Annotated in this window: 23 protein-coding genes; 10 read left to right on the top strand and 13 right to left on the bottom strand. The window is 73.9% G+C overall.

All coding sequences use genetic code 11. The features are described 5' to 3' along the window. Positions 1 to 260: 260 nt before the first annotated feature. Together OG553_RS36800 and OG553_RS36795 are read right to left on the bottom strand one after the other, a co-directional pair. Positions 261 to 815 (bottom strand): hypothetical protein, encoded by a 555-nt coding sequence (locus tag OG553_RS36800; protein ID WP_331728408.1) that lies wholly within the window; start codon positions 813 to 815, stop codon positions 261 to 263. A gap of 130 nt (positions 816 to 945) precedes the next feature. Further along, positions 946 to 1,869 carry a CAP domain-containing protein gene (locus OG553_RS36795; RefSeq protein WP_331728406.1) on the bottom strand — a complete coding sequence of 308 codons (924 nt, stop codon included), beginning with the start codon at positions 1,867 to 1,869 and terminating at the stop codon, positions 946 to 948. Positions 1,870 to 2,160: 291 nt separating this feature from the next. Between OG553_RS36795 and OG553_RS36790 the strand changes: the two genes are divergently transcribed. Continuing rightward, entirely contained in the window at positions 2,161 to 3,246 is a 1,086-nt protein-coding gene (locus tag OG553_RS36790; protein ID WP_331728405.1) for a hypothetical protein, read from the top strand. 70 nt (positions 3,247 to 3,316) lie between these two features. Here the strand turns inward: OG553_RS36790 and OG553_RS36785 are convergent, their stop codons facing one another. Further along, the gene (locus OG553_RS36785) at positions 3,317 to 3,778 is read right to left on the bottom strand and encodes a VOC family protein (RefSeq protein WP_331728403.1); all 462 of its coding nucleotides are present in this window, start codon (positions 3,776 to 3,778) and stop codon (positions 3,317 to 3,319) included. Positions 3,779 to 3,872: 94 nt separating this feature from the next. Here OG553_RS36785 and OG553_RS36780 point away from each other — a divergent pair, with 94 nt between their 5' ends. Further along, on the top strand, positions 3,873 to 4,862 hold the full coding sequence (locus tag OG553_RS36780) for a YafY family protein (protein ID WP_331728401.1): 990 nt from the start codon (positions 3,873 to 3,875) through the stop codon (positions 4,860 to 4,862). 72 nt (positions 4,863 to 4,934) lie between these two features. Here OG553_RS36780 and OG553_RS36775 read toward each other — a convergent pair whose 3' ends face one another. Together OG553_RS36775 and OG553_RS36770 are read right to left on the bottom strand one after the other, a co-directional pair. Further along, positions 4,935 to 5,501: a DUF6817 domain-containing protein gene (locus OG553_RS36775; protein WP_331728399.1), complete on the bottom strand. Its 567-nt coding sequence runs from the start codon at positions 5,499 to 5,501 to the stop codon at positions 4,935 to 4,937. Between the two features lie 86 nt (positions 5,502 to 5,587). Further along, the gene (locus tag OG553_RS36770) at positions 5,588 to 6,235 is read right to left on the bottom strand and encodes an NAD(P)H oxidoreductase (protein ID WP_331728712.1); all 648 of its coding nucleotides are present in this window, start codon (positions 6,233 to 6,235) and stop codon (positions 5,588 to 5,590) included. Between the two features lie 267 nt (positions 6,236 to 6,502). Here OG553_RS36770 and OG553_RS36765 point away from each other — a divergent pair, with 267 nt between their 5' ends. From OG553_RS36765 to OG553_RS36735, 7 genes are all read left to right on the top strand, one after another. Continuing rightward, positions 6,503 to 7,447 carry an AraC family transcriptional regulator gene (locus OG553_RS36765; protein WP_331728396.1) on the top strand — a complete coding sequence of 315 codons (945 nt, stop codon included), beginning with the start codon at positions 6,503 to 6,505 and terminating at the stop codon, positions 7,445 to 7,447. A 215-nt stretch (positions 7,448 to 7,662) separates the two neighbouring features. After that, on the top strand, positions 7,663 to 8,928 hold the full coding sequence (locus OG553_RS36760) for a phenylacetate--CoA ligase family protein (RefSeq protein WP_331728394.1): 1,266 nt from the start codon (positions 7,663 to 7,665) through the stop codon (positions 8,926 to 8,928). After that, complete coding sequence (locus OG553_RS36755) at positions 8,925 to 10,214, top strand: MFS transporter (RefSeq protein ID WP_331728393.1); 1,290 nt, start codon at positions 8,925 to 8,927, stop codon at positions 10,212 to 10,214. Before OG553_RS36760 ends, OG553_RS36755 begins: the two co-directional genes overlap by 4 nt. Then, positions 10,211 to 11,383 (top strand): GNAT family N-acetyltransferase, encoded by a 1,173-nt coding sequence (locus OG553_RS36750; RefSeq protein WP_331728390.1) that lies wholly within the window; start codon positions 10,211 to 10,213, stop codon positions 11,381 to 11,383. The genes OG553_RS36755 and OG553_RS36750 overlap by 4 nt, the downstream gene beginning before the upstream one ends. Then, complete coding sequence (locus tag OG553_RS36745; protein ID WP_331728387.1) at positions 11,380 to 12,540, top strand: acyl-protein synthase; 1,161 nt, start codon at positions 11,380 to 11,382, stop codon at positions 12,538 to 12,540. Before OG553_RS36750 ends, OG553_RS36745 begins: the two co-directional genes overlap by 4 nt. Positions 12,541 to 12,542: 2 nt before the next feature. Continuing rightward, on the top strand, positions 12,543 to 15,104 hold the full coding sequence (locus OG553_RS36740; RefSeq protein ID WP_331728711.1) for an acyl-CoA reductase: 2,562 nt from the start codon (positions 12,543 to 12,545) through the stop codon (positions 15,102 to 15,104). Between the two features lie 59 nt (positions 15,105 to 15,163). Next, complete coding sequence (locus OG553_RS36735) at positions 15,164 to 15,781, top strand: nucleoside/nucleotide kinase family protein (RefSeq protein WP_331728385.1); 618 nt, start codon at positions 15,164 to 15,166, stop codon at positions 15,779 to 15,781. Positions 15,782 to 15,833: 52 nt separating this feature from the next. Here OG553_RS36735 and OG553_RS36730 read toward each other — a convergent pair whose 3' ends face one another. Genes OG553_RS36730 through OG553_RS36720 form a run of 3 tightly spaced genes read right to left on the bottom strand, consistent with a single transcriptional unit; the run spans position 15,834 to position 17,201 of the window. After that, a complete protein-coding gene (locus OG553_RS36730) occupies positions 15,834 to 16,259 on the bottom strand; it encodes a peptidase inhibitor family I36 protein (protein WP_331728383.1) in 426 nt (141 codons plus the stop codon). A 32-nt stretch (positions 16,260 to 16,291) separates the two neighbouring features. After that, a complete protein-coding gene (locus tag OG553_RS36725) occupies positions 16,292 to 16,732 on the bottom strand; it encodes a peptidase inhibitor family I36 protein (protein ID WP_331728380.1) in 441 nt (146 codons plus the stop codon). Between the two features lie 22 nt (positions 16,733 to 16,754). Then, a complete protein-coding gene (locus tag OG553_RS36720) occupies positions 16,755 to 17,201 on the bottom strand; it encodes a peptidase inhibitor family I36 protein (protein ID WP_331728377.1) in 447 nt (148 codons plus the stop codon). A 258-nt stretch (positions 17,202 to 17,459) separates the two neighbouring features. On the opposite strand from OG553_RS36720, the gene OG553_RS36715 reads away from it, so the two are divergent. Beyond that, entirely contained in the window at positions 17,460 to 18,263 is an 804-nt protein-coding gene (locus tag OG553_RS36715) for an alpha/beta hydrolase (protein WP_331728375.1), read from the top strand. A 10-nt stretch (positions 18,264 to 18,273) separates the two neighbouring features. On the opposite strand, the gene OG553_RS36710 is transcribed toward OG553_RS36715, so the two are convergent. From OG553_RS36710 to OG553_RS36690, 5 genes are all read right to left on the bottom strand, one after another. Next, positions 18,274 to 21,045: a LuxR family transcriptional regulator gene (locus OG553_RS36710; RefSeq protein ID WP_331728372.1), complete on the bottom strand. Its 2,772-nt coding sequence runs from the start codon at positions 21,043 to 21,045 to the stop codon at positions 18,274 to 18,276. A gap of 269 nt (positions 21,046 to 21,314) precedes the next feature. Then, complete coding sequence (locus tag OG553_RS36705; RefSeq protein WP_331728369.1) at positions 21,315 to 21,878, bottom strand: CGNR zinc finger domain-containing protein; 564 nt, start codon at positions 21,876 to 21,878, stop codon at positions 21,315 to 21,317. A gap of 78 nt (positions 21,879 to 21,956) precedes the next feature. Beyond that, entirely contained in the window at positions 21,957 to 22,424 is a 468-nt protein-coding gene (locus tag OG553_RS36700; protein ID WP_331728367.1) for an SsgA family sporulation/cell division regulator, read from the bottom strand. A 99-nt stretch (positions 22,425 to 22,523) separates the two neighbouring features. Next, a complete protein-coding gene (locus tag OG553_RS36695) occupies positions 22,524 to 22,883 on the bottom strand; it encodes a MerR family transcriptional regulator (protein ID WP_331728365.1) in 360 nt (119 codons plus the stop codon). Between the two features lie 12 nt (positions 22,884 to 22,895). Then, positions 22,896 to 23,663, bottom strand: coding sequence for an SDR family oxidoreductase (locus OG553_RS36690; RefSeq protein ID WP_331728363.1), 768 nt, complete (start codon positions 23,661 to 23,663; stop codon positions 22,896 to 22,898). Between the last annotated feature and the right edge of the window lie 21 nt (positions 23,664 to 23,684).

Raw genomic sequence — 23,684 nt, 5'->3', positions numbered from 1 at the left:
GGGCGAGGAGAACGCCTCCCGGCACGTACGCGGAAGACCGTCGGCCCGACGCCGCGCCGGGCGTCACGTCGGCACGTCCGGCAGGTACGGCACGTCCGGCGGTGCGGACGTCCCGGCGCCGAGGGCCGCTCGGCTGACGCGAGCATAGGTCCGCCGGGCTCCGCCGTGACCGCCTCGGGCCGATCTTCAGATTGCCCTAAGGAAGGGCTCACGTTCCGCTTCGCCGGAACCCGGACGGAGCGGACGTATCCGTCGGCCGGTCAGAAGGAGGACTCGCGGACGCTGGCCTTCGCCGAGGGGGTGATGGTGGCCGTGACGACCGACTGGTGGTCCGCGCCGGCGAACGTGACCGTGAGGGTGTCGTCCGCCGTCTGCGAGGTGGTGGCCTTGAAACCGCGGCCGGGGATCGCGGAGATGAGGCAGACGCCCCGGCTGCCGTACCGCACGGTGACCTTGCCGCCCTGTGCGGGGATGGTGTGCAGGCCCGCGCCGCCCTGCCCGCAGTCGACGGGGTTCGCCGTGCCTTCGCCGCGCGGGGCCGCCGATGTGGCCTTGACGGGGCTCGGGGCCGCGGGGGACGGCTTCTGGGAGGCGCTCGGGGAGGCTTCGGCGGACGGGCTCGGGGAGGGCGAGGACGGCGCGGAGCTCGGCGCCGTCCAGGCCGGGGGCGTATCGATGACCACCGGGGCGGAGCGCGCGACCGGGGGCGTGTGGCGGGTCGTGCCGACCACGAACTGGACCGTGACGAGCACGGCGGTCACGCTGGCGGCCGTGCACGACAGCCATATGAACAGGTAACGCGGAATCCGGGGCACCGCCCCATACTGGCCGACGCCCGGACGGCCCCGTCACCGCCTCCCCCGTTCCGGGAACGCCGACGTCCTCCGCACCCCGGAAGGGGTGGGAGGACGTCGGGGCCGCCGGTCTGCACGGAGGGGGAGGGGACTACCTCGGGGTGCCGAAGTCCTGCGTCCACCACGGACCGCCGTCGCCCTTGTGGACGCCTATGCCGATCTCCTTGAAGGAGCAGTTGAGGATGTTCGCACGGTGGCCGGAGCTGTTCATCCACGCCTTCATGACCGCGGCCGCGTCGGCCTGACCGCGGGCTATGTTCTCGCCGAGGCCGGACCAGGCGTACCCGGCCGCCTCAACGCGGCTGGTCATGGTGGAGCCGTCGGGGCCGGTGTGGGACATGACGCCGCTGCGGGCCATCGTGTCGCTGTACGCGCGGGCGGCGTTGCTCAGCTTGGCGTTCGCGGTCAGCGGGCCGCACCCGGCGGCCGCCCGCTCCTTGTTGACCAGGGAGAGGACCGCGGACTCGGCGTCTGTGTCGGCCGTCCCGCCACCGGAGCCGCCGGTGCCGCGCGAGCCGCCGGAGCCACCCGAACCGGAACCGGAGCCCGAGCCGGAGCCCGAACCGGAGCCGGAGCCCGAACCGCCGCCCGTGGACCCGGCGGGCTTGCCCGCGGGCTTGCCCGCCTGGGCCGGAGCCGGATCGGAGCCGCCCTCCGCGTCGCCCGCGGCCGGCTTCGCGGGAGCCGGGGAGCCCGAGTTGGCGGCGCCGGGCGCCCCGGACGGGCTCGCGCTCGCCGTGGCCGAGGCCGACGCGGTGGTGGTGGGCGCGGGCGTACCGGCGGTGGCCGAGGCGGCGACGCCGTCGGCCGGGCCCGAGGCCCCGGAGCCGGCCTTCGCGCCGGCCGTGTCGGCCCGCCGGTCCTTACCGCCGTCACCGCCGGAATCGGCCACCGCCACCCCCACCGCAACCGCCGCGGCCGCCGCGGTGACCCCGAGCACGATCCGGGTGCGCACCGCCTTCCGCCGGCGCGCCTCGGTGCGGGGCGACGTTTCGGGAGTTCGGTTGCGGCTCATGCGGGTAACACCTCACAGGAGAAGGGGAAGAGGGGACTCCGCCGAGCTTAGGCCGGTGATCATCCGAAAAGACGCCCGGGACGGCCACCTCAGACTCCCTTAAGGAAGCCCGCAGGGAGACCACAGGGAACCAACGGGGACGACCCGCCCAATCCTGTCAAGTCACCCCGGCAGAACCCCGACTCCGCCCGGTCCGGCGCCGGGAAGGGCCTTCATCGGGCAGCCGGTGTGGGGGGTGTCGGAGGGATCGTGCATCATCAGCCCTTTGCACCGCTCCCTAGAAGGATCCTGATGAGACGCCCCGTACGCAGCCCCATACCCGCGGCCCTGGCCGTCGTGTTCGCCCTCGCCGCCACGGCCGGCTGTGGCGGGCAGGGCGCCGGGGCGGGCGCCGCCGGCCCGGCGAAGAGCGCTGCCGGCCCCGTGACGGGCAGCAGCCCGTCGGCCCCGGTCAAGGCGCCCCCGCTCACGGCGGAGGAGGCGCGGCGCGTCGTCACGGACCTCACGCTCAAGGTCGAGGCCGACAACTTCGACGCCGGGTACTGGAAGGGCGTCACCGAGGGCCCGCTGCTGGAGCAGCAGCTCGCCGTCGTGGAGACCAGCGGGAAGTACGGCACCGACCGGGAGCCGAGGCCCGCCGACTCCCCGCGGACGGACCCGGCGGTGCACACGTGGAGCTCCGGCAAGGACGACGGCAGCGACCGGTGGGTCCTCGGTGCGCACGAGGTCCAGGGCTACACCGTCGGCGACGACGGCAAGGAGGCCGTGCTGCGCTGGTCGCTGTTCCACCAGCAGCGGCCGGGTGCACCCTGGCTCGCGGCCTTCGTCGCCCGCGCTCCCGAGCCGACGGGGCTGCCCGAGGTGGCCGTCGGGCCCGACGGCCGGGCCGTCACCGGCGGGGACACGGCGGGGCTCGGGGCCGACCCGGCGAAGGTCTGCGGGCAGTACGGCGACTACATGAACTCCGACGCCGGTGCGGGTGGCGTGAAGTGGAGCCAGGACGTCGCCAAGCGGAAGGCAGCCTCCGCCGAGGGGCTGGAGAGCATGCGCAAGTCCCTCGGGAAGGGCGCCGAGGTCGACTTCGGCGTCGACGTCAACCGCAGCCCGCACGGCCCGGTCTGGCGCACGGCGGACGGCGGGGCGCTGGTGGCCTGCACCGCGGTCAGCAAGGTGTACACGGAGCTGGGCCCGGGACGCTCGACGACCTTCAGCAGCAGCGGCTGGGCCGGCACGACGGGCATCCCGTGGGCCTCGTACACCCAGCGGATCATGGCCCTGACCTTCCTGAAGGTCTCGGCGGGCGCCACGGGCGAGGTGTCCGTCGCGGCCGAGTCGAACCTGCCGTACTCCTTCGACGGCACGAAGAGCACCGGCTGACGGGCCGCCCACCGCGAGACGCCGTCCGGCGCGGACCGCTTTCCGTGCGCGGGCGGCTGCGGTCGGGTTCTCACGCCATCGCGGCGCGATGCCGGTTCTCGACTGCTCCGGAGGCGACTTGATCGGCGGCGGGCATACGCCGGGACTTCTCGACGGCGGCAGGTGTGACAGGGGTGAAGAAGTTGACGAGGTTGCCGTCGGGGTCACGGAGCAGGAGCGACCGGTTGCCCCAAGGCATCGTGGTGGGCTCGGTCACGAAGTCGGCGACGGAATCGGCCAGGTTCCGGTGTACGCCGTCCACGTCGGCGACGAGGAATTCGATGATCACGGTGTTGTTGTCGGCCGGACGGGCGGAGCCGGGCGCGAACAGTGCCACGGTGCGGGTGCTGCCGATCGCGAGGGTCGCGCCGGCGGTCCTCAGTTCGGCGAAGTCCCCGGTGGACCAGTCCGCCCGCACTCCGGTGGCCCGCTCGTAGAAGTCGACGAGGCGCGCGACATCGCCGGTGATGATCCGGATCGAAACGAAGTCCATGGTGCTCTCCTCAGGTTGGTGGAGCCGTTGCACCTCGGACGCTAAGGCAAATAGTGGACAGAATCGGTCCGGTATCAACGCTAGGCTGGTGGACATGGCTCGACCCACCAGCCGCGTGCTCACCCTCCTGGAACTCCTGCAGTCGGGCGGCATCAGAACGGTGGCCGAACTCGCCGACCGGCTCGGCGTCGACGGACGCACCGTGCGGCGGTACGTGGACCACCTGGTCGACCTCGACATCCCCGTCGAGTCGGTCCGTGGCCGCTACGGGGGGTACCGGCTCGCCGCCGGGTACCGTCTGCCTCCGCTCATGCTCAACGACGACGAGGCGCTCGCCGTGCTGCTCGGCCTCGTCGCCGGCCGCAGGACGGGGTTGCTGACAGCGACCGAGACCGCGGGCGAGACGGCAGCGGCCAAGATCCGCCGGGCACTGCCCGAGCGTCTGGCCCGTCGGCTCGACGCCGTCATGGAATCCCTCGCCTTCACGGCTCCGCCCGGCGAGTCGGCCACCCCGGAGACAGCGGTGCTGCTCGCCATCGCCGACGCGGTACGGCATCACCGCCCGGTCTCGATCAGGTACACCACCCGGGACGGCCGACGAAGCGAACGCACGCTGCACCCGTACGGGATCGTCACCCATACGGGCCGGTGGTACGTCACGGGCACTGATCCCGAGATCGGCCAGGACCGGACTTTCCGGCTCGATCGCATCGCGGACGCGAGGACGCTGCCGGGTTCGTTCGAGCCGCCCGCTGGACTCGATCCGGCACAGCGCGTCCTGTCAGGGCTTGCCAAGGCCGCGTACCGGCACGAAGTGACCGTGCGGATCCATGGGACGGTCGAGCAGATCCGCACCGTGCTGCCCGCCAGTGTCGCGAGCGTGGAGGAGCCCGCGCCCGCGGAAGGAAGAGATCCGCACACCGAGCGCTGGCTCCACGTCGAATTGAGAGCAGAGCGGCTCGACTGGCTGCCGCCCGTACTCGCCTCGCTCGACCGGCCGTTCGTCATCGAGCGACCGGACGCACTCCGAGACCTCGTCATCGCGCTCGCGGACCGGCTCACCGCCTCTGCCCGCCAAGCCTGACGCCGCTGTCCACCGCGAGGATCCCCGCTGCGGATTCCCAAGCCACTTGGCGGCCGGTGACAACGCTCGTGGTCAGCCGAGGACCGTGGTCACCTCGCGTCGGGTCGCCTCCGACAGGAGGGGGGACCAGCGCGTGAACAGTTCGAGCAGGGCCGCGCCGTTGCGCTCGCGGAAGGACTCGTTGACCTTGGCGAGGTCCAGCTCGTTGGCCACCGTCAGCTCGGCGAAGTCGCGGCGCTGCTGCGGGGACGGGGTGAACACCTCACCGGTGAACCGGTCCCGGAAGGTCGCCTCCGCCTCGTCCGCCGCCGCGAGGCCGGGGTAGGAGGCCTTGCGGTCGCAGCTGGCGTAGAAGTACACGAGCTCCTCGGCCTCCGTACCGATCGCCCCGGCCAGGCGGTCGCGCTCGGACAGCTCCAGGAGTACGAGCGGCAGCCCGTCGGTGCCGTAGAAGGCGTGGCACAGTGCCGCGGTCCGCAGCACGGGCCGCGCACCCCACGCCGCGAGCAGCGCCTCGACGCGCAGCAGGTGGGTCAGGAGCGTGCCGCCGGAGTGCTTGGTCGTCTCCGCCCCCACCTCCTTGAGCAGGGCAATCGCCGGCGAATCGGTGGTGGTGTGCTGGTCGTCGCTGTGCATCATGGGCCCATCATGGCGAGGTCCGGGCGCCGGGCGCAGGCCGGGACCGGCATGCGGACAGCGGCCGCGTCACCCGTCGGACGGGGCGCTCAGGCCGTGACGAGTTCCGCGGCGAGGAACCGTTCCACGAACTCACCGGCGCGCCGGTCGAGATCGGCGTACTGGGAGTCCCGCTCGGGGCCCGCGACCGCGTCGCCGATCAGGAGGGTGCCGTCCTCGTCGAAGCGCTGCGGGCGCTCCTCGGCGTCGGTGAGCAGGCCGACGGTCGAGTGGGAGAAGCCGCAGTAGTAGGCGATGCCCTCGCTCAGGTTGGTTTCGAGGAGGGTCCGCATGCCCTCCACTACGGGATCGGCGGCGGTGGCACCGGCCAGGCCCAGCCACAGCATGCGCTTGCCGGCGAGGCGGGGCTTGCTGCGGCCGTAGGCGAAGCCGTAGTTCCAGACGCGGTCGATCCAGCCCTTGAGGATCGCGGGCAGGTGCTGCCAGTACACCGGGAAGACGGCGACGACGACGTCGGCGGCGAGGATGCGCCGCATGTGGGCGTGCGTCTCGTCCGAGTACGCCTTCTCCCGGTCGCCCCAGTCGGGCTGGTCGGACACGTTCATCCGGGGGTCGAAGCCCTCGGCGTGCAGGTCGAGGACGTCGATGCGGTAACCGGCGGCTTCGAGCCGGGCGGCGGCGCGGCGGGCCGTGTGCGCGGTGAGGGAGTCGGTGCGGTGGTGTGCGACGACGACCAGGGCGGTCCTGGTGCCGGTGCCGGTGCCGGTGCCGGTGCTGGTGCTGGTGCTGGTGCTGGTGCTGGTGCCGGCGTCGGTGCTGCCGTGCTGCTGCGTCACTGTGTCTCGTCTCCTGGCTGGTCCGGTGCGGTGCGGTCCGGTCCGGTCCGGTTCGGTCCGGTCCGGTTCGGTTCGGTTCCGTGCGATGGGTCAAGTACAGCCCGGGCGTTGTGGATGATCCATGGGAGAAACGCTCCGGACCATAGGAGATCGTCTACGCTCCGCTCCATGGACCCTTTGAGTTCCCTGCTGAGCGGCATCCGGGCCGAGGGCTCGGTCGTCAGCCACGCCGTGCTGACGGCGCCCTGGACCATCCGCTTCGCCGACGGCGCGCCGCTCACCATGATCAGCGTGCTGCGCGGCGGGGGAACGCTGGTGCTGCCCGACGGCACCGAGCGGGCGGTCTCGGCCGGCGACACGGCCATCGTGAGCGGATCCGCGCCGTTCCACCTCGCGGACCGCCCCGGCACCCCGCAGGGCGCCCATGCCGCGTACGAGATCGCCTGCTTCGCCCCGCACGCCGAGTGCTCCGGCGAGGATCTCGGCGGCATCCGCTGGGGCGCGGATCCGGACGCGGACGCGGAGGAGGCGACCGCGCTGATCGTGGGCGCCTACCGCGCCTCGGGCTGCCGCCACGAGCAGCTCCTGCGCACCCTGCCGCCCGTCCTGGTGGTCGAGGAGGACGCCGAGGTCTGCGCCTGGCTGGAGACGGCCGCCGTCGACGCCGCCCGCCTGTCGGCCGGTTCGCAGGCGCTGATGGACCGGCTCCTGGACTGGGCCCTGGTGTGCACGCTGCGCAGCTGGTTCGAGCAGGCGGGCGCCGACGCGCCCAGCTGGTACCGGGGACTGGCCGACCCGGTCCTCGCCCCCGCCCTGCGGGCCTTCCACGACCGGCCCGCCGAGACGTGGACCGTGGCTTCGCTGGCCGCCCGCGCGGGCGTTTCCCGGGCGTTGTTCGCCAAGCGCTTCACCCTGCTCATGGGCCGGCCGCCCCTCGCCTACCTCACCGAGTGCCGGATGGACGAGGCCGAGGCGCTCCTGACCGACACGGACCTCAGCATCGCCCAGATCGGCAGGGCCGTCGGCTATGCCGACGCCTTCGGCTTCAGCGCCGCGTTCAAGCGCCACAAGGGCCTGAGCCCCAGCACGTTCCGCTCCTCAGCGGCGGCCTGAGCCACGGCAGTTGCTTGAAATTTTGATGGATGTGGCCGCCCTGGCCGGAAATCCTTTCCTGATTTGCTGACAGCAGCACTGATGTTTCATCATCGTGACTGCGCGTCATGTTCTGACGCGCAGTGAGGAGACGGGGCGCCGGGGGGTCCCCGTTCTCGCGCACATCGCGCCCCGTCGTGGCTCCGTCCCCGTTTCCGTCACCTAGGCAAAGGCCCATGTCCGCCCAGCAGCTCTCGGACCTCATACGTTTCGCCCGTCACAGCTCGCCCTTCTACCGGGACCTCTACGCGTCCCTGCCGCCGCACGCCGACCGCCTCACCGACCTGCCGGTGGTCGACCAGCAGGAGTTCTGGGCGGCCAACACCCTCCGGGACAGCCGCGTGCTGACCGGCCCGCTCGGCGAGGCCACGGTCTACAAGACCGGCGGCACCACCGGCTCCCCCAAGTTCTCCGTCTACACGCGGGACGAGTGGCGCACCTTCGTCACCGCCTTCGGCCAGGGGCTCGTGGACACGGGCCTGCGCCCGGGGCACCGCGTCGCCGACCTCTTCTACGCCGGGGAGCTGTACGCCAGCTTCCTCTTCGTCCTCGACTCGCTCGCCCACGCGCCCGTGGACAACGTCCGCCTGCCCATCGGCGGCGGCGCGCCGCTGGAGTCGACCATCCCCACCCTGCGCGACCTCGCCGCGCAGGTCCTGGCCGGAACGCCGACCACCCTGTGCCGGCTCGCCGAGCAGGTCGTGTCGACCGGAGTGCGGCTCGACTCGGTGGAGTTGCTCCTCTTCGGCGGTGAGGCCCTCTTCGACGACCAGCGGCGCCTGCTGGCCACCGCGTTCCCGCGCGCCGAGGCCCGTTCCGTCGGGTACGCCAGCGTCGACGCGGGCCTGCTCGGCCGCCCGGTACCCGGCGCCGACGCCCGGGTGCACCGCGCCTTCACCCCGTACTCGGTCGTGGAGATCCTCGACGACTCCACCGACGAGCCCATCACCGAACCGGGCCGGCCCGGCCGGGTCGTCGTCACCAGCCTCTTCCGCCGCCTCATGCCGATCATCCGCTACCCCGCGGGCGACCGGGCCGAGTGGACCGGCGGCGGGGACGGGCACTTCCGGATCCTCGGCCGCGCCGAGGAGGGCGTACGGGTGGGCCCGGTCTCCCTCTACACCCAGGACGCCCAGGACGCCGTGACCGCGGCGGACACCGCCGGGCACGTTGTCGGCATGCAGCTCGTCGTCCGCCGCTGGGAGGGCCGCGACGGCCTCGTCCTGCGGCTGGCCACGGCCCCCGGCGAGCGGCACGGCCGCGAGGAACTCGCCGGGGCCGTCGTCACGGAGCTGGAGAACGTACGTCCGCTGTATCCGGACAGCGTGCGCAACGGATTCGTGCACCCGATGGCCGTGGAGTGGGTGCGCCACCGCGACCTCGCCGTCAATCCGCGCTCGGGCAAGCTCGTCCGGGTCCTCGACGAGAGGCCGACGGCATGACCACCGCCCCACTCATGACGGAGACGGAGAGCGGGGGCGGAGCCGGCCGGCGGCGCGCTCCGCTGGTCCTGCGCAACCGTGCCTTCGGCGCCGTGTGGCTCGGCCAGGTCCTCACCCAGGGCGCCGTACGGATGTTCCAGGTCGGCGCGGCCTGGTGGATCGTCGCGTACGCCGTGGACGAGGCCCGGGGGCTCGCCTCCGGACTGTTCATGGCCGCCTGCACGCTGCCCGCCGTGGCGCTGGCGCCCGTGGTGGCCGCGGCGGTCGCCCGGTTCGCGCACCGTTCGGTGCTGCGGACCGCCGCCGCCCTGGCCGGGGGCGCGGCCGGCGCCCTCGCGCTGTGGGCGTACGGCGGCGGGCTGCCGCTCGCCACCGTGTACGCCGCCGGTCTGGCGCTCGCGACCTGCCAGGCGTTCTTCGACCCCTGCCTGACCACCTCGGTGCCCGAACTCGTCGACGACGCCGACATCGAGGCCGCCACCGGCTTCGAGCTGTCCACCCAGTCCCTGGCCGGCCTCGGCGGAGCGCTGCTCGGCGCCCTGACCGTCGACCGGGCCGGCGTGGCCGGGCTGGCCGCCGGCTGCGCGGCCGCGTACCTCGGCGCCGCCCTCCTCGTCGCGGGCGCGCGCTTCCGTACCGTAATCGCCACCGACGCACCGGACGCGGGAGCCGGCGCGTCGGCCGCCCCGCCCGAGCGGCGCACGCTGCGCCGCATCCTCGGGGAACTCCCCTACGTACGGCGGATCCTGGTCTGCTTCACCGCGGCGAACCTCTTCACCACCGCCGTGTTCGTCGTCATCCCCCTCTACACCCGCTCGGTCCTCGCGGGCGGTGGCGGCACCGTGGCCCTGCTGGAGGCCTCGCTCGGCACCGGCGCGCTGGTCGGCGCCTTCACCGGCGCCCGCGTGCCGGGGCGCCCCACGGTCGCCGGTGCCTGGTGCCTGGGCCTGATGGCCCTCGCCCTCGCGCTGCCGGGGCTGGTCGCGCACCGGCTGGTCATCGCGGGCTGCCTGGCGGTGGCCGGATGGTGCGCCGGGGCCGTCAGCGTCCGCTTCGTGGCGCTGTTCCAGCGGCTGGTTCCGCCGGCCGACAAGCCCGGCTTCTTCGCAGTGATGCAGGCCGTGCTGGGCGCCTCCCTGCCGCTGGCGTCCCTGGCGTTCGGCTCCGCCGGGGACTTCCTGTCCCCGCAGACCCTGTGCCTGGTGCAGGGCGTCGGACTGGTCCCCGCGGCCTGTGCGCTGGCCATGCTGAAGTCCCCCGCCGCCGCGGTCGGAGGTGAGCGGTGAGCCCCGTCGTCACCCCCGTGATCACCCCGGCCGCCCGCTCGGACATCGCCGAGCTGCGCCAGCTCTACTACGCCGTCTACGGACCGCACTACCCGGTGGCCCTCGGCACCGACCCGGCCGAGATGGCCCGGCTCATCGAAGACCCGTACTCCCTCTGGCTCGTCGGCCGCTGCCCCGCCACCGGGGCCCTGACCGCGTCCGCCGCCATCCACGGCGAGGCGGGCAGCCGCATCGGCCGCCTGGAGGGCATCGCCGTCCACCCCGAGCACCGCTCGGCGGGCCTGGCGGCCGCCCTCACCGGGGCGCTGTGCGCGGGCATGCTGGACACCGGGCGGCTGGACTCGGTGTACGCGACCGTGCGCACCGTCAGCGCCGGCCCGCAGCGGGTCGTCGCCCGCAACGGCTTCCGCCCGCTGGGCATCCTGCCCAACGCGGTGGATCTCCGCAGCCGCGAGAGCCTCGCGCTCTACGCGCGTCACTCCGCCGGGGTGCTGGACCGCCGGATCCCGATCACCGAAGTGCCCGCCCCGCTCCTGCCGTTGCTGCGCACCTCGGAGGCGGCGCTGGGCATCGGCTACCCCGGCGTGCGGGCCGCGACCGCCCCGGAGCCGGGACCCGCCCCCGACCCGGTACCCGCCCCGCAGGGCGCCGACCGGCTGGAGATGATCGAGGCTCCGGCCTTCGTACGCCGCCGCTTCCGCGAACGCTTCCCGGGCGCCGAGGGCTGGTTCTACCCGCTGCACACCCCGAACGTGCTGCTCACGCCCGAGGACGGCCGGTTCGAGGTCTACGCCTACCTCAACCGCGCCGGGGGCTACTGCTCCCTGTTGACCGCCCACCCCGACCCGGCCGCCGCGGCCGCCTGCCTCGAACCCGTCACCCGGGCCCTGGCCCGCGCGGGCGCCGGCTACGTCGAGGCCCTGGTGCCGCTCGCGCACCACGAGGTCCTCTCGGCCTTCCTGGCCGAGGGCTTCGTCGCCGGAGCCGTCTACCCGGCCATGCGCGCGGACGGCGACGGCTTCCACGACTACGCCGTGCTGTCCCGCTCCAGCGAGCGCATCGACTTCCGCGGCGTCGCCGTCGAACCGCCCCTCCAGCCCTATCTGGACTGCTACGTGTCGGCCTGGGCGTCGACGCACCTGCCCACCACACCCGAGGTTGCCCCATGAACCCCCATCTCGCGCCGGTCGCCGTACCCGACCCGGACCTCCTGCCGCACGTGCAGCAGCTGTGCGACCTGACCGACCCGTACGCCCACGGGCCCGCCGTGGACGAGCTGTTCGCCGCCGCCATGGCGGAGACCAACGCCTGGCACGTCGAACGCTCCCCCTTCTTCCGCTCCCTGTACGAGGCCACTCCCCCGGCCGCTCCCCCGGCGGCGCCGTACCGGACCCCGCTCGTCCACGCGAACTTCTTCAAGCGGCACGAGGTGCTGTCCGTCCCGCGCGAGGACGTCGAGCTGCACCTGACCTCCTCCGGCACCACCGGCCAGAAGTCGCAGATGTTCTTCGACCACTGGACCATCCGCTCCGCGCAGCGCATGGTCGCCCGGATCTTCGAGCGCAACGGCTGGATCACCCCCGACCAGGAGGTCAACTACCTCCTCTACAGCTACGAGCCGGCGCCCTCCCTCAACCTGGGGACCGCCTTCACCGACAACTACCTGTGCGATTTCGCCCCGGCGCGCAGCGTCGCTTACGCACTGCGCAACACCGGCGGCGACCACGAGTTCGACCCCTTCGGCTGCATCGCCGCGCTGCGCCGCTTCGAGCGGGAGGACGACCCGGTCCGCATCCTCGGCTTCCCGGCCTTCCTCTTCTTCACCCTGGAGCGGATGCGGGCCATGGGGCTGCCGCCGCTGCGCCTGCCCGAGGGCTCCCTCGTCGTCCTCGGCGGCGGCTGGAAGGGGCACTCCGACCGGCGCATCGAGAAGGAGGAGCTGTACGCCCGCGTCACCGAGCAGCTCGGCATCCCGGGCGAGCGGATCCGGGACACCTTCGGGTCGGTGGAGCACTGCATCCCGTACGTCGAGTGCGACCACCACCGGCTGCACGCCCCCGTGTGGTCCCGGGTGACGATCCGCTCCACGCGCACGCTCGAACCGCTGCCGTACGGGGAGCGGGGCTACCTGCACCTCGTGTCGCCGTACATCACCTCGGTGCCGGCGCAGAGCGTCGTCATGGGCGACCTCGCCTCCCTCCAGCCGGGCGACGCCTGCGGCTGCGAGCTGGGGACCCCCTGGTTCACCGTCCACGGCCGTGCCGGGGTGAGCCGCAACCGCAGCTGCGCGGTGGCCGCAGCGGAACTGATGAAGGGCATGGCGTGACCATGACGACGGAAACCATGACCGGGCCCGCGTACGAGCGGCTCGGCGACGGCGGTGCGCACCACCACTACTGGCAGGGTGCCTTCATCGGCGACGAGGAGGCCGGGCGACGCCTCGAAGACCTGCCGGCCGCCGTCGAGGCCGCGCTGGCGACGGTGCTGGAGACCGAGACCGTGCTGGCGGCCTGCGACGCGCTCGCCGCCGCCCTGTGCGACCCGGCCCACCCGGTGCGCGTCCGGCTCGCGGCGCACCTGCCCGAGGGGGAGGACCCGGCCGTGCTGGCCGAGCTCGGCACCCTGCTGGGCCGGCGGGAGCTGACCCGCAAGCTGCGCCGCGAGCTCGGCAGTGCGACTCCTGGCCGGCTGAACCGGGCCGATCCGCGCGAGACGGTCTACGAGGCGTGGGCGCCGGTCGGCATGGTCGCGCACATCGCCCCCGGCAACGCGGCGACGGTCGCGCCGCTGAGCATCGTCGAGGGGCTGCTCGCCGGGAACGTCAACGTGCTCAAGACCAGCAGCGCCGACAGCCTGTTCACGCAGCACCTGGTGGCCGAGCTCGGAGCCCTCGATCCCAGTGGCGCACTGGCCGCGCGGGTCGTCGTCCTGCGCTTCCCGTCCTCCCGGCAGGAGTGGCTGCGGCTCATGTGCGCGCCCGCGGACGCCGTCGCGGTATGGGGCGGGGAGGGCGCCGTCGAGGGGGTGGCGGCCCATGTGCCGGCCGGGTGCCGGCTGGTGGAGTGGGGGCACCGGATCTCCTTCGCGTACCTGACGGCCGGCGTCTGGTCGGACGGGGTGACGCTCGACGCCCTCGCGGACGACGTGTGCCTGTACGAGCAGCAGGCGTGTTCCAGCCCCCAGGTGGTGTACCTGGACACCGAGGACGAGGAGGAGGTGTTCGCCTTCGCCGAGCGCCTCGCCGCGGTCCTCGCGGCCCGGCCGCCGGCCGCGGGCGCCGCGGCGGCCGGTGAGCCGGATCCCGCCGGGGCGGCCGAGCTGACCACCACCGAGCTGGTGGCCCGGCTGGAGGAACACCTCGGCCTGACGCGGGTGTTCGCCGCGCCCGACGGCTCGTGGCGGGTCATGGCCGACACCCGGTCGCCGCTGACGGCCTCGCCGCTGCACCGCAGCGTGTGGGTCAAGCCGCTGCCCCGCGAGCGGCTGATCGCCACCCTGCGCCCGATGCGCCGCTACCTGCAGACGGCCGGCATCGCGGGCAGCCCGTCCGACATCGCCGAGCTCTCCCGCACCGCCCTGGCCGCGGGCGTCACCCGGGTCACGCCGGTCGGCGCCATGCAGGAGAGCTACGCGGGCGAGCCGCACGACGGGGTCTACGCCCTCCAGCGCTACAGCCGCCGCGTCGCGGTCCGGGCGGACCCGGACCGGTTCGCCACCACCGCCTGCCTCGACGACCTGGTGCGGCCCGTCGTACTGCCGGCGCCGGCGGGCCCGCTGCTGGGCAAGGAGGACGTGCAGGGACCGGCCCGGGAGCTGGGCCGCGCCGATGCCGAGCTGTACTTCCGCAGCGGCGGCAGCACGGGCGCTCCGGCCCTGTCGGTGTTCAGCTACGACGACTACGACACCCAGATGCACGCCGCCGCCCGGGGCCTGCTCGCCGCCGGCTACGACCCGGTCGGGGACCGCACCGCCAACCTGTTCTACTGCGGCGCCATGTACGGCAGCTTCATCAGCTTCTTCTCCGTACTGGAACGCCTGGGCGGGGTGCAGCTGCCGCTGTCCGCGGGGCCGGACCACCGGGCCACGGCCGAGGCCATCGTCGAGCACCGGGCCGACACCCTGTTCGGGATGCCCTCCTACCTGTGGCAGCTGCTGCACGCGGAGGGGGACCTGCTGCGCGCCTACGGGGGCCTGCGCAAGGTGTTCTACGGCGGCGAGCACTTCACCGAGGAGCAGCGGCGCACGCTGAGGACGGAGTTCGGGATCGAGACCGTACGCTCGATCACGTACGGCAGCACCGACCTCGGCCCGCTGGGCTACCAGTGCGCGGAAAGCTCCGGCAGCGTCCACCACCTGCACTCCGACCTGCACACGATGGAGATCGTGGGCCTGGCCGAGGACCGGCCGGTGGCCCCGGGCGAGACGGGCCGGCTGGTCTTCTCCACGCACGCCCGGCGCGGCCAGCGGCTGGGCCGGTACCTGATAGGCGACCTCGGCCGGGAGGTCCCGGGCCGCTGCCCGTGCGGCCGGCGGGCGCCGCGCTTCGAGCTGATGGGGCGTACGGGTGACGTGATGCGTGTGGCGACGTACTTCCTGGGCTTCCGCCGCTTCCTGGCGCTGGCGGAGGAACAGGGAGGCCACCGGGGCGAGTTGCAGATCCGGCTGGACGGTACGGACGTCCGCGAGCGGCTGACCGTACGGGTGGAGCGGACTGCGGCGACGGACCCTGAGCGGTTGCGGGAGGTCTTCCTGTCCGGATACCCGGAGCTCCGCTCGGCGGTGTCGGAGCGGCTGCTGGACCTGGTGGTCGAGCCGGTCGACGGCGCGTCGCTGGACCGCAGCCCGACCAGCGGCAAGCTCCTCGCGGTGGTGGACGCCCGGCACCGCTAGGCCGCGGCGCTCCCGTACCGCCCCGCCGTCCCGGGCGGGCGGCAGGGCAGTATGGGGGCGTGCGGACGACGGAGCTTGTGACGAGGGCGGGTGCGCTGGCCGCCGGGGGCGGCCGGCGGATCCTCGGCATCGCCGGGCCGCCGGGGGCCGGCAAGTCCACGCTGGCGGCGCGGATCGCCGGGGCGCTCGGGCCCGAGCGGGCCGTGGTGGTGCCGATGGACGGGTTCCACCTGGCGCAGGCCGAGCTCGGCCGGCTGGGACGGGCCGACCGCAAGGGAGCTCCGGACACCTTCGACGCGGCCGGCTACGTCTGGCTGCTGCGCCGGCTGCGCGCCCCCGAGGGGGCCACGGTGTACGCGCCCGCCTTCGACCGCTCGCTGGAGGAGCCGATCGCGGGGAGCATCCCCGTCGGGCCGGCCGTACCGCTGGTGATCACCGAGGGGAACTACCTGCTGCACGACGCGGCGGACTGGGCGCCGGTACGGTCCCTGCTGGACGAGGCCTGGTACCTCGACCCGGACGACGCCCTGCGGGTGGACCGCCTGGTCGCCCGGCACGTGCGGCACGGCAAGGACGCGGCGCTCGCGCGGGCGTGGGTGGCCCGGTCGGACGAGGTCAACGCGGGGCTCGTCGCCCTCGGGCGCCACCGCGCCGACCTCGTCGTCGACCCCGGCTGACGGGAACGGTCGGCGGGCCCGGCCGTCCGGCCCGCGCCGCGCCACGGACGGGTCAGCAGTACTTGAAGGAGCTGATCTTGTCGTTGATCCACCCCGGGACGGCCGGCCACTTCTCCCAGGGGCCGATCCGGAACTGCGCGCCCCCGTAGTTGTTGTGCTCGTAGAAGCAGATGCCGCTCCCCGTGTTGTTGACCACCGACGAGGTCACGTCCTGCATGCCCGACCAGAGGGATCCGTCGCGCTCCAGCTTCCCCATGTCGGTGACGTTCTGGTTCGCCGCCATGGAGCCGAACTTGCCCCGGGGCTGCCCGTTGACGAAGTCGCCATCGGACCACAGGCAGACGTAGTTGGTGGGGCAGCCTCCGGAGCCCGAGCCGATGCCGAGGACCGTGGCGGCGCTCGCGGACGTGGCCGCCGTCATCATCAGGCCGGTGACGGCCGCGGCGCACAGGCCGAACTTCATCGTCTTCTTGCGCATTCTCATTGCCTCCGTGCGGTTCGGGTCGGGCGTCAGCAGTACTTGAAGGAGCTGATCTTGTCGTTGATCCACGACGGGAGGGAGGGCCAGTGCTCCCGGGGGCCGATCTTGAATTCCAGGCCGCCGTAGTTGTTGTGCTCGTAGAAGCAGATGCTGCTCCCCGTGTTGTTCAGCACCGAGGACGTGACGTCCTGCATCCCCTTGTCGATGCTGGATTCACGCCTCAGCTTCCCCATGTCGCCCACGTTCTGGTTCGAGCCGAACGAGCCGAACTTGGCGTAGTTCACGAACTTGCCCTCGATGAAATTTCCTTCGGACCAGAGGCAGACGAAGGATTCGGGGCACGCTCCGGCACCATGGCCGATGGAGACGACACTGGCGGCGCTCGCGGACGCCGCAGCGGACAGGATCAGGCCGGTGGCGGCCGCGACGCCGAGTCCGAGCCTGACCGTCATTCCCGTGGAACGCTTCATTTCCGGTTACCTCTTTCTGGGTTCAGCAGAACTTGAAGGAGCTGATCTTGTCGTTGATCCAGGAGGGGACGGAGGACCACTTCTCCCTGGGTCCGATCCTGAATTCCAGGCCGCCGTAGTAGTTGTGCTCGTAGAAGCAGACGCTGCGGCCGGTGTTGTTCACGACCGAGGACGCGCGGTCCTGCATTCCCTTCCAGCGCGCGAGCTTGGCCTCGAAGAAGAACTGGCCCATGTCCGTTTGGTTCACGTCCGAGCCCACGGCCCCGTAGTCGGATCCGCCGCCCGGGTTCCCCCTGATGAAGTCGTTCTCGCTCCACAGGCACACCCAGTTGGCGGGGCACCTTCCGGGGCCGGTCGAGATGTCGGTGAGCACGTCGGCGCTCGCGCTCGTCGCGGTCACCGCGACCACCCCGGTCACCGCGGCGGCGCTGACCGCGAGCCGCAATGCCGCCCTGCGCAGGTTCGTCATTTTCCTTCTCCGCCTTCCCGATTCCAGAGCACGGCCGGGACGCCCATCCGAACGTCACCGGCTGAAGTGGTGACGCAACCATGACAGCAACTGCCGTCACCGGTCAAGGCGGTGACGTTCGGTGGGAACGTCGGGGCCTGTGAAAGGCGGGAATTGGGTCATTCGACTGTCGTCGCCGACCCGGAGCGCGGCCCATGCTGGGGCGCGGTCGCCCGGGTGCAGGTGCACGGGCGGAGGGCATGCTCGGAGGAACCAGTGGTGGACCGTACGCCCGTCGTCTTCATCCACGGCGCGTGGTTGCGCGCCTCGTCGTGGGAGTCGTGGGCGGAACGCTTCGCGATGCGCGGGTTCCGCGCCCTGGCGCCGGCCTGGCCCGGGGAGGGCCCCGGCACCGGCCCGCCGGTGGCGGCCCCGGACGTGCTCGGCGGTGTGGGGCTGGACGCCCTGACGGACCACTACGCCGCGGTCGCCCGGTCGCTGGGCAGCTCGCCCGTCCTCATCGGGCACTCGGTCGGCGCCCTGGTGGCGCAGCACCTCGTCGGCGCCGAGGTCGGCCGGGCCGCCGTGGCCATCGCCCCGGCCCCGGTGGGCGGCGTCGCCCTGCCGGCCGGCGCGGCCGGGACGTGGAGACCGCCGGACCCCGCGGCCACGGGGCCGCTGGTGTCCCTGACGGCGCACCGGTTCCGCCGGGTCCTCGCGAACACGGTCGAAGCCGCCGAGTCCGACCGGCTGTTCGCCCGTCACGCGATGCCCTCGCCCCGGCGGCTGCTCGCCGACCTCGCGGCGCCCGCCCCCGGGGTCCTGCCCGACACCGGCAACGCGGCCCGGGGCCCGCTGCTGCTGGTCTCCGGGCAGGAGGACCGGCTGGTGCCCGACTCCGTGACGCGCGCGGCCTACAAGCGGTACGGCGACTGCACGGCCGTCACCGACCTGAAGCAGTTCGCCGACCGCGGCCACTGCCTGGTCCTCGACGGCGGCTGGCGGTCCGTCGCCGACTACGTGCTGACCTGGCTGGACGGACACGGCATCGGGGGCGCGCGCCCCGCCCGCGCCCTCCGCTGAACCGGCCGGCCTACTCGGCGGGGAGCCTGCCCAGGGCGTCGCGCAGGGCGGCCCGGGAGGTGATGCCGAGCTTGGGGAACACCCGGTAGAGGTGGGAGCTGACCGTGCGCGGCGACAGGTGCATGCGCGCGCCGATCTCCTTGTTGGTCAGCCCGCCGGCCGCGAGGTCCGCGATCCGCCGCTCCTGCCAGGTCAGGGTGGGTGCCGGGGCCGCCCTCGCAGCCGCGGCCGGCCCGGCCGCGCGCAGTTCGGCCCTGGCCCGCTCGGTCCAGGCCGCGGCGCCGAGCCGTTCGAAGGTCTCCGCGGCCGCCGTCAGGGCCGGCCGGGCCGCCTTCCAGCCGTGCGTGTGCCGCAGGCGGACGCCGTGGGCGAGGCGGACCCGGGCGAGCTCGAAGGGGAAGCGGCCGGCGTCCGGGTGCGTGGTGGCGCGTGCGTACAGGGCGTCCGCCTGCGCGGAGTCCGGGGCGGTCATGGCGAGGGCGCCGTACGTCAGCAGGGCCAGGCGCGGGGAGATGTCCGGGAGGCCGGCCTCCTCGGCGGCGAGGGCGTGCCGGCGCGCCTGCCCCGAGCGGCCGGTGTGCAGGGCCGCCTCGACGAGGTCGAGGAGGGTGCGGGAGGCCTGGTGGACGCAGGGGGCGAAGGTCCCGGGCGGGGTGATGCCGATGGCGTGCAGGTACGCGGCTTCGTGGTCGCCTTCCCCGAGCGCTGCGGCGGTGCCGATGGCGTCGGCGACCTGCGTGAGGAACCCGACCCCGCGCGGGCGCGCCCAGGCGTCCACCACGGCCTGTAGCTCGCGGGCCTCCTCGGCGTCGCCGCGCAGGGCGGCCAGCAGTCCCAGGTAGGCCCGGGTCTGATGGGTGAACAGGGCGTAGCCGTGCGAGGTGGTCAGGTCGAGGCAGCGCTCGCCGGTCCGCCGGGCCTCCTGCCATTCGCCGGCGGCGATCTGGTCGAGCATGATCAGGTGCAGCATGGTCATGCCGGTCGCGGCCGCGCCCGTCTCGACCTCGCGGTCCACGGTGCGCTCCAGGTGCGGGCGGAACCGGCCGAGGGTGTCGAGGTGGTAGGCGGAGACGGAGAGCCGGGTGAGGTCCCACGGTTCGATGTCGCGCGGCCCGGTGTAGGCCCGTTCGAGCCGCTCGCGGGCGCCGGCGCCGCGGCGGACGACGTCGCTCCAGGTGTCCTCGTAGATCAGGGAGTCGTGCGGGACGCGGCTGTCCAGGGAGCGGAGCAGTTCGTGCGTGCGCCGCCACGTCTCCTCGTCGCCGGCGTACTGGCTGATGGCCAGGAGCAGGTTCACCAGGCGGGCCGGTATGCCGTCCCGTGCGGGTGCGCCGCTCCCGTCCCCTCCGGGTGCGCCGCTGCCCTGCCGGCCGCTGTCGCGCAGTTCCTCGACGGCGGCGAGGACCTGGGGGTGCGCGGACCGGACGTCGCCGTCCTCGTAGAGCGCGGCGTAGGCCGTGGTGACCACGGAGGCGGCGGATTCGGAGGTGCCGGACGCGGTGCCGGTGCGGACGAGCTTGCGGGCGTGGTCGAGGAGTCCGGCGTGCCCGGCCACGAAGGCCGCGTCGCCGAGCAGCCTGGAGCGCTCCCGGGGGGTCTCGCTCAGTTCGGCGGCCCGGGTCAGCCAGGCCACGGCGGTCACCGCGCCGCCCCGCCGGGTCGCGGACTCCGCCGCCGCCTCCAGCGCCGCGGCGGCCCTCGCGTCGGGGTCGACGGTCGCCGCCGCCAGGTGCGTGGCGTGCCGTTCCACGTCGTCGCGGTGCACCCGGGCGAGGTCCGCGTGGGCGGCGCGGCGCTCGTTGGGGGTGGCCATGCGGACGACCGTCGACCGCACCAGGGGGTGCCGGAAGACGAAGTCGCCGCCGGCCGGGTCGTCGTCCAGCAGGCCGCAGGCGGCGGCCTCGTCGACATCCCGCATGCGGTAGCGCGAGCCGTGCGCCGGGCCGGTGGCCGTCCCGGCTCCGACGCCGTCCAGGGCGCCGCGGAGCAGCTCGGCCCGTACGGCGTCGCCGAGTGCCGCGACGCGCGTCCCGTACACGTGCTGGAGGCGCAGCGGCAGCTGGACGCCCGTGTACCCGAACAGCTCCCGCGGGGTGCGTCCGGCGCGGCCGGCCCGTACGTGGGGCGGGAGTTCCAGCAGCGCGAGGGGGTTGCCCCGGGCCTCGTCCAGGACGAGGCGCCGGATCGGCGGGGCGAGGCCGGGGTGGCGCAGCTCCAGCAGCTCCTCGGAGGCCCGTTCGGAGAGGGCGGTCACCGCGAGTTCGGGCAGTGCGGCGGAGTCGAAGCCGCAGGGCACGTCCGAGCGCAGCGCGACCACGAGCTTCATGGAGCTGCCCGCGAGCCGGCGCCCCACGAACCCGCACACCTCGGTGCTGGAGGCGTCCAGCCACTGGCCGTCGTCGAGGAGGAGCAGGACGGGCTGCCGGGAGGCCACGAGCGAGAGCAGGTCGAGGACGGCGATGCCGAGCGTCATGACCGAGGGAGGGGCGCCCGCGCTCCGGCCGAAGACGACGTCGAAGGCCCTGCGGTGGGCCTCGTCGAGCTGGTCCACGAAGGAGAGGACCGGGTAGAGGAACTGGTGCAGGCCGGCGAAGGGCAGCTGCGACTCGGCCTCCACGCCGGCCGCCCTGATCACCCGGTGGCGGGGCGCGGCCAGGTCCGCGACGTGGTCGAGGAGCGCGCTCTTGCCCACGCCCGATTCCCCGCGCAGGACGAGGGCCTGCCCCTCGGCGGCCGCCACGAACGCGGACAGCACCTCCCGCTCGCCGTCACGGCCGACCATCGACCGGGCGTTCAACTCCACCGCACCTCAACTCCGTTCGCCGCGGCCGCGGCGGACTCGGCCGGGCTGCGTGATCCAGAGCGTAGATGCCGTCCGGGGCACCGTCACGCGGCGGCCGGGCGGGCACGGCGTGACGGGCGGCCGGATCGGGACGGTGTGGGCGCCGCCGACGGGGCTGCTGGGCGGCGCATCACCGCTTCGACGGGTGATGGCGCGAGGTCCGCCGCAGAGGCGCCGGGTCGCGCGCCGCGGGCGGCCGGCGCGGGAGGTCAGCGCCCGGCCGGGGCCGGGGAGGCCTTCCTGCGGGCGCGGTAGGCGGCGGCCTTGATCTTGTTCCCGCAGGACTCCATGCCGCACCACTGCCGCCGCATGCCGCGGGAGCGGTCGAGGTAGACGCGCGTGCACTCCTCGTTCCCGCACTCCTTGAGGAGGTGGACGTCGGGGCCGCTGAGCAGTTCGACGGTCTGCCGGGCCAGGGTGGCCAGGGCCTGGGCGGGCGTGGCGTCGGTGTGCCGGCCCGCCGGGGTGAGCTGGGGGGTAGCCGGGACCTGGCGCGCGGCGGCGTTGAGCAGCCCGAGGGCCTGCCGGTCGAAGTCCTCGCCCAGGCGGCCGTTGCCGACGAGCCGGTACACGGCCTCGCGCAGGGTGACCGCCTCCCGGACGTCGCCGTCGGCGGCGGGCGTGACCGTGTCCACGAGTCCGGAGTCCAGGTACCAGGCGTTGAGCCGGTCCGGCGTCACGAGCATCTCGAACCGGGTCGAACGCCGGGCGCGCAGCGTCGCGACGAAGTCGAGTACCGGGTGCCCGCACACGAAGACATGGTCAAGATTCACATCACCATGCTGACAGGTGACGGTGGCGGGGGCAAGGCCGGGGTCGCGGCTCCGGCGGACACATGGGCCGGGCGCGGCTCAGACGGACCCCGCCCCCGGCCCGTCGAGGAGTTCCCTGAGGAAGCCGTCCCAGTTCAGGCCATCCGACTCCGCCTCGGCCGGAACGGCCCGGTAGGTGGCCTCCAGCCAGGCCGCCAGCCGGGCCGTCGGCACCTCGAAGAGGGCCTGCGCCTCCGGGGATTCCAGCAGCAGCCACGAAGCCGGCCGTTCGCGGGGCAGCGTCGGCCACATCCGCACCTCCCCGGATCCGCTCATCGCCGTGAGACCGCCGTGCAGCAGCTCCCGGCCGATGCTCCGGACGAGGGCCCGCCCGCGCCCCGCCGCGAACTCGACCGTGACGACCGACGGCTGCGCCCGGTCGAACCGGAAGGTGGCCCGCACCGGCAGCCGGGTGAACTCGTCCGGCATCCGGTCCACCTCCAGGCACAGCGACGGCACCCGCTCGGGCTGCGAACGCACCGGCGTGTGCGACTGATCGGGATGCATGGCGGGGGTTCCCTTCCGTAGGACGAAGCCTGCGCCGAGAACTCTCCGCCGGGAACCGGGGCCGCACATCCGTCACTTGACGGTGGAGGGCGCCGACAGTCAGCCGTCCGCGCGGCCGGAACCGCGCAGCGCCTCCCGCAGCCGGTCGCGCGCGGCCGTCTGCGCGGCGATCCGGGCCTCCAGGACGGCGAGCCGCTGCCGGGCCACCGCCAGCCCCTTCGGGGAGGGCGGTCCGGCGGCGACGTCCCCGTCCAGGCACGGCAGGAAGACGCGTACGTCGTCCAGGGTGAGTCCCGCGTCGAGCAGGGTCCGTATGTTGCGGACCCGTACGACGGCACGCTCGCCGTAGACCCGGTAGCCGTTCGGGGCCCGCTCGGACGAGATCAGCCCGGCGCCCTCGTAGTGGCGCAGGGCGCGGGCGCTCGTGCCGGTGGCCCCGGCCAGTTCCCCGATCAGCATGCGCCCATGTTCTCAGGCCACTGCCGCTCCCCCGTCGACCGGGAGCACCACGCCGGTGAGGAACGACGCCGCCGGGTCCGCGAGCCGGCACACCGCCCAGGCGATCTCCTCGGGCCGTCCGACCCGCCCGAGCGGGGTGCGCGCCACCTGCCACGCCCGTACCTCGGCGGCCCGTTCGGGGCTGAGCCCCTGGTGCTCCCCGATCGGGGTGTCCACCGCACCCGGTGCCACGGCCACGACGCGGACGCCGCGCGGGGCGAGCTCCACCGCCCAGCTGCGGGTGAGGGTGTCGAGCGCCGTCTTGGTGGCGGCGTAGACGGAGGCCCCGGGCCAGCCCCGCTGCCCCACGGCGGTGCTCACGTTCACGACGACCCCCGCCCCGGACGCCTCCAGCGCGGGGAGCGCGGCCCGGGTGAGCAGCACCGGCGCCACGAGGTTGACGCCGAGCTGCTCGGCGACGTCGTCCGCCGTCACTCCGCCGAGGGGGCCGGCGCGGACGATCCCGGCGTTGTTGACGAGCACGTCCAGCCGCCCGTGCGCGGCGAGCACCTCCCCGACGATCCGCTCCGGCTCTCCGGGCCCGGCCACGTCCCCGGCGAGCACCCGGATCCCCGGATGCCCGTCGGCCGTCCCCGCCAGCGGCCCTTCCCGCCGCCCGACGGCGACGACCAGGTCCCCGCCGGCGGCGAAGGCCCGCGCGGTCGCCCGCCCGATCCCGGTCCCGGCCCCGGTGACCAGGACGACGCGCCGGCCCCTGCTGCTGTTCGTGTCGATGTCCATGCCCCGAGGGAACAACCCTGC

The sequence above is a fragment of the Streptomyces sp. NBC_00158 genome (assembly GCF_045160885.1).
Classification (GTDB): domain Bacteria; phylum Actinomycetota; class Actinomycetes; order Streptomycetales; family Streptomycetaceae; genus Streptomyces.
The sequence above is the reverse complement of the archived record's forward strand: the minus strand, read 5'-3'. Positions and strand labels throughout refer to the sequence as shown.

Bases quoted from the DNA above. Each gene is read 5' to 3' on its own strand.
- OG553_RS36795 (WP_331728406.1), bottom strand. From the start codon at position 1,869: ATGAGCCGCAACCGAACTCCCGAAACGTCGCCCCGCACCGAGGCGCGC.
- OG553_RS36740 (WP_331728711.1), top strand. From the start codon at position 12,543: ATGACGACGGAAACCATGACCGGGCCCGCGTACGAGCGGCTCGGCGAC.
- OG553_RS36780 (WP_331728401.1), top strand. From the start codon at position 3,873: ATGGCTCGACCCACCAGCCGCGTGCTCACCCTCCTGGAACTCCTGCAG.
- OG553_RS36790 (WP_331728405.1), top strand. From the start codon at position 2,161: ATGAGACGCCCCGTACGCAGCCCCATACCCGCGGCCCTGGCCGTCGTG.
- OG553_RS36720 (WP_331728377.1), bottom strand. From the start codon at position 17,201: ATGACGAACCTGCGCAGGGCGGCATTGCGGCTCGCGGTCAGCGCCGCC.
- OG553_RS36745 (WP_331728387.1), top strand. From the start codon at position 11,380: ATGAACCCCCATCTCGCGCCGGTCGCCGTACCCGACCCGGACCTCCTG.
- OG553_RS36725 (WP_331728380.1), bottom strand. From the start codon at position 16,732: ATGAAGCGTTCCACGGGAATGACGGTCAGGCTCGGACTCGGCGTCGCG.
- OG553_RS36785 (WP_331728403.1), bottom strand. From the start codon at position 3,778: ATGGACTTCGTTTCGATCCGGATCATCACCGGCGATGTCGCGCGCCTC.
- OG553_RS36765 (WP_331728396.1), top strand. From the start codon at position 6,503: ATGGACCCTTTGAGTTCCCTGCTGAGCGGCATCCGGGCCGAGGGCTCG.
- OG553_RS36690 (WP_331728363.1), bottom strand. From the start codon at position 23,663: ATGGACATCGACACGAACAGCAGCAGGGGCCGGCGCGTCGTCCTGGTC.
- OG553_RS36755 (WP_331728393.1), top strand. From the start codon at position 8,925: ATGACCACCGCCCCACTCATGACGGAGACGGAGAGCGGGGGCGGAGCC.
- OG553_RS36775 (WP_331728399.1), bottom strand. From the start codon at position 5,501: ATGATGCACAGCGACGACCAGCACACCACCACCGATTCGCCGGCGATT.
- OG553_RS36730 (WP_331728383.1), bottom strand. From the start codon at position 16,259: ATGCGCAAGAAGACGATGAAGTTCGGCCTGTGCGCCGCGGCCGTCACC.
- OG553_RS36700 (WP_331728367.1), bottom strand. From the start codon at position 22,424: ATGCATCCCGATCAGTCGCACACGCCGGTGCGTTCGCAGCCCGAGCGG.
- OG553_RS36710 (WP_331728372.1), bottom strand. From the start codon at position 21,045: ATGGTCGGCCGTGACGGCGAGCGGGAGGTGCTGTCCGCGTTCGTGGCG.
- OG553_RS36760 (WP_331728394.1), top strand. From the start codon at position 7,663: ATGTCCGCCCAGCAGCTCTCGGACCTCATACGTTTCGCCCGTCACAGC.
- OG553_RS36695 (WP_331728365.1), bottom strand. From the start codon at position 22,883: ATGCTGATCGGGGAACTGGCCGGGGCCACCGGCACGAGCGCCCGCGCC.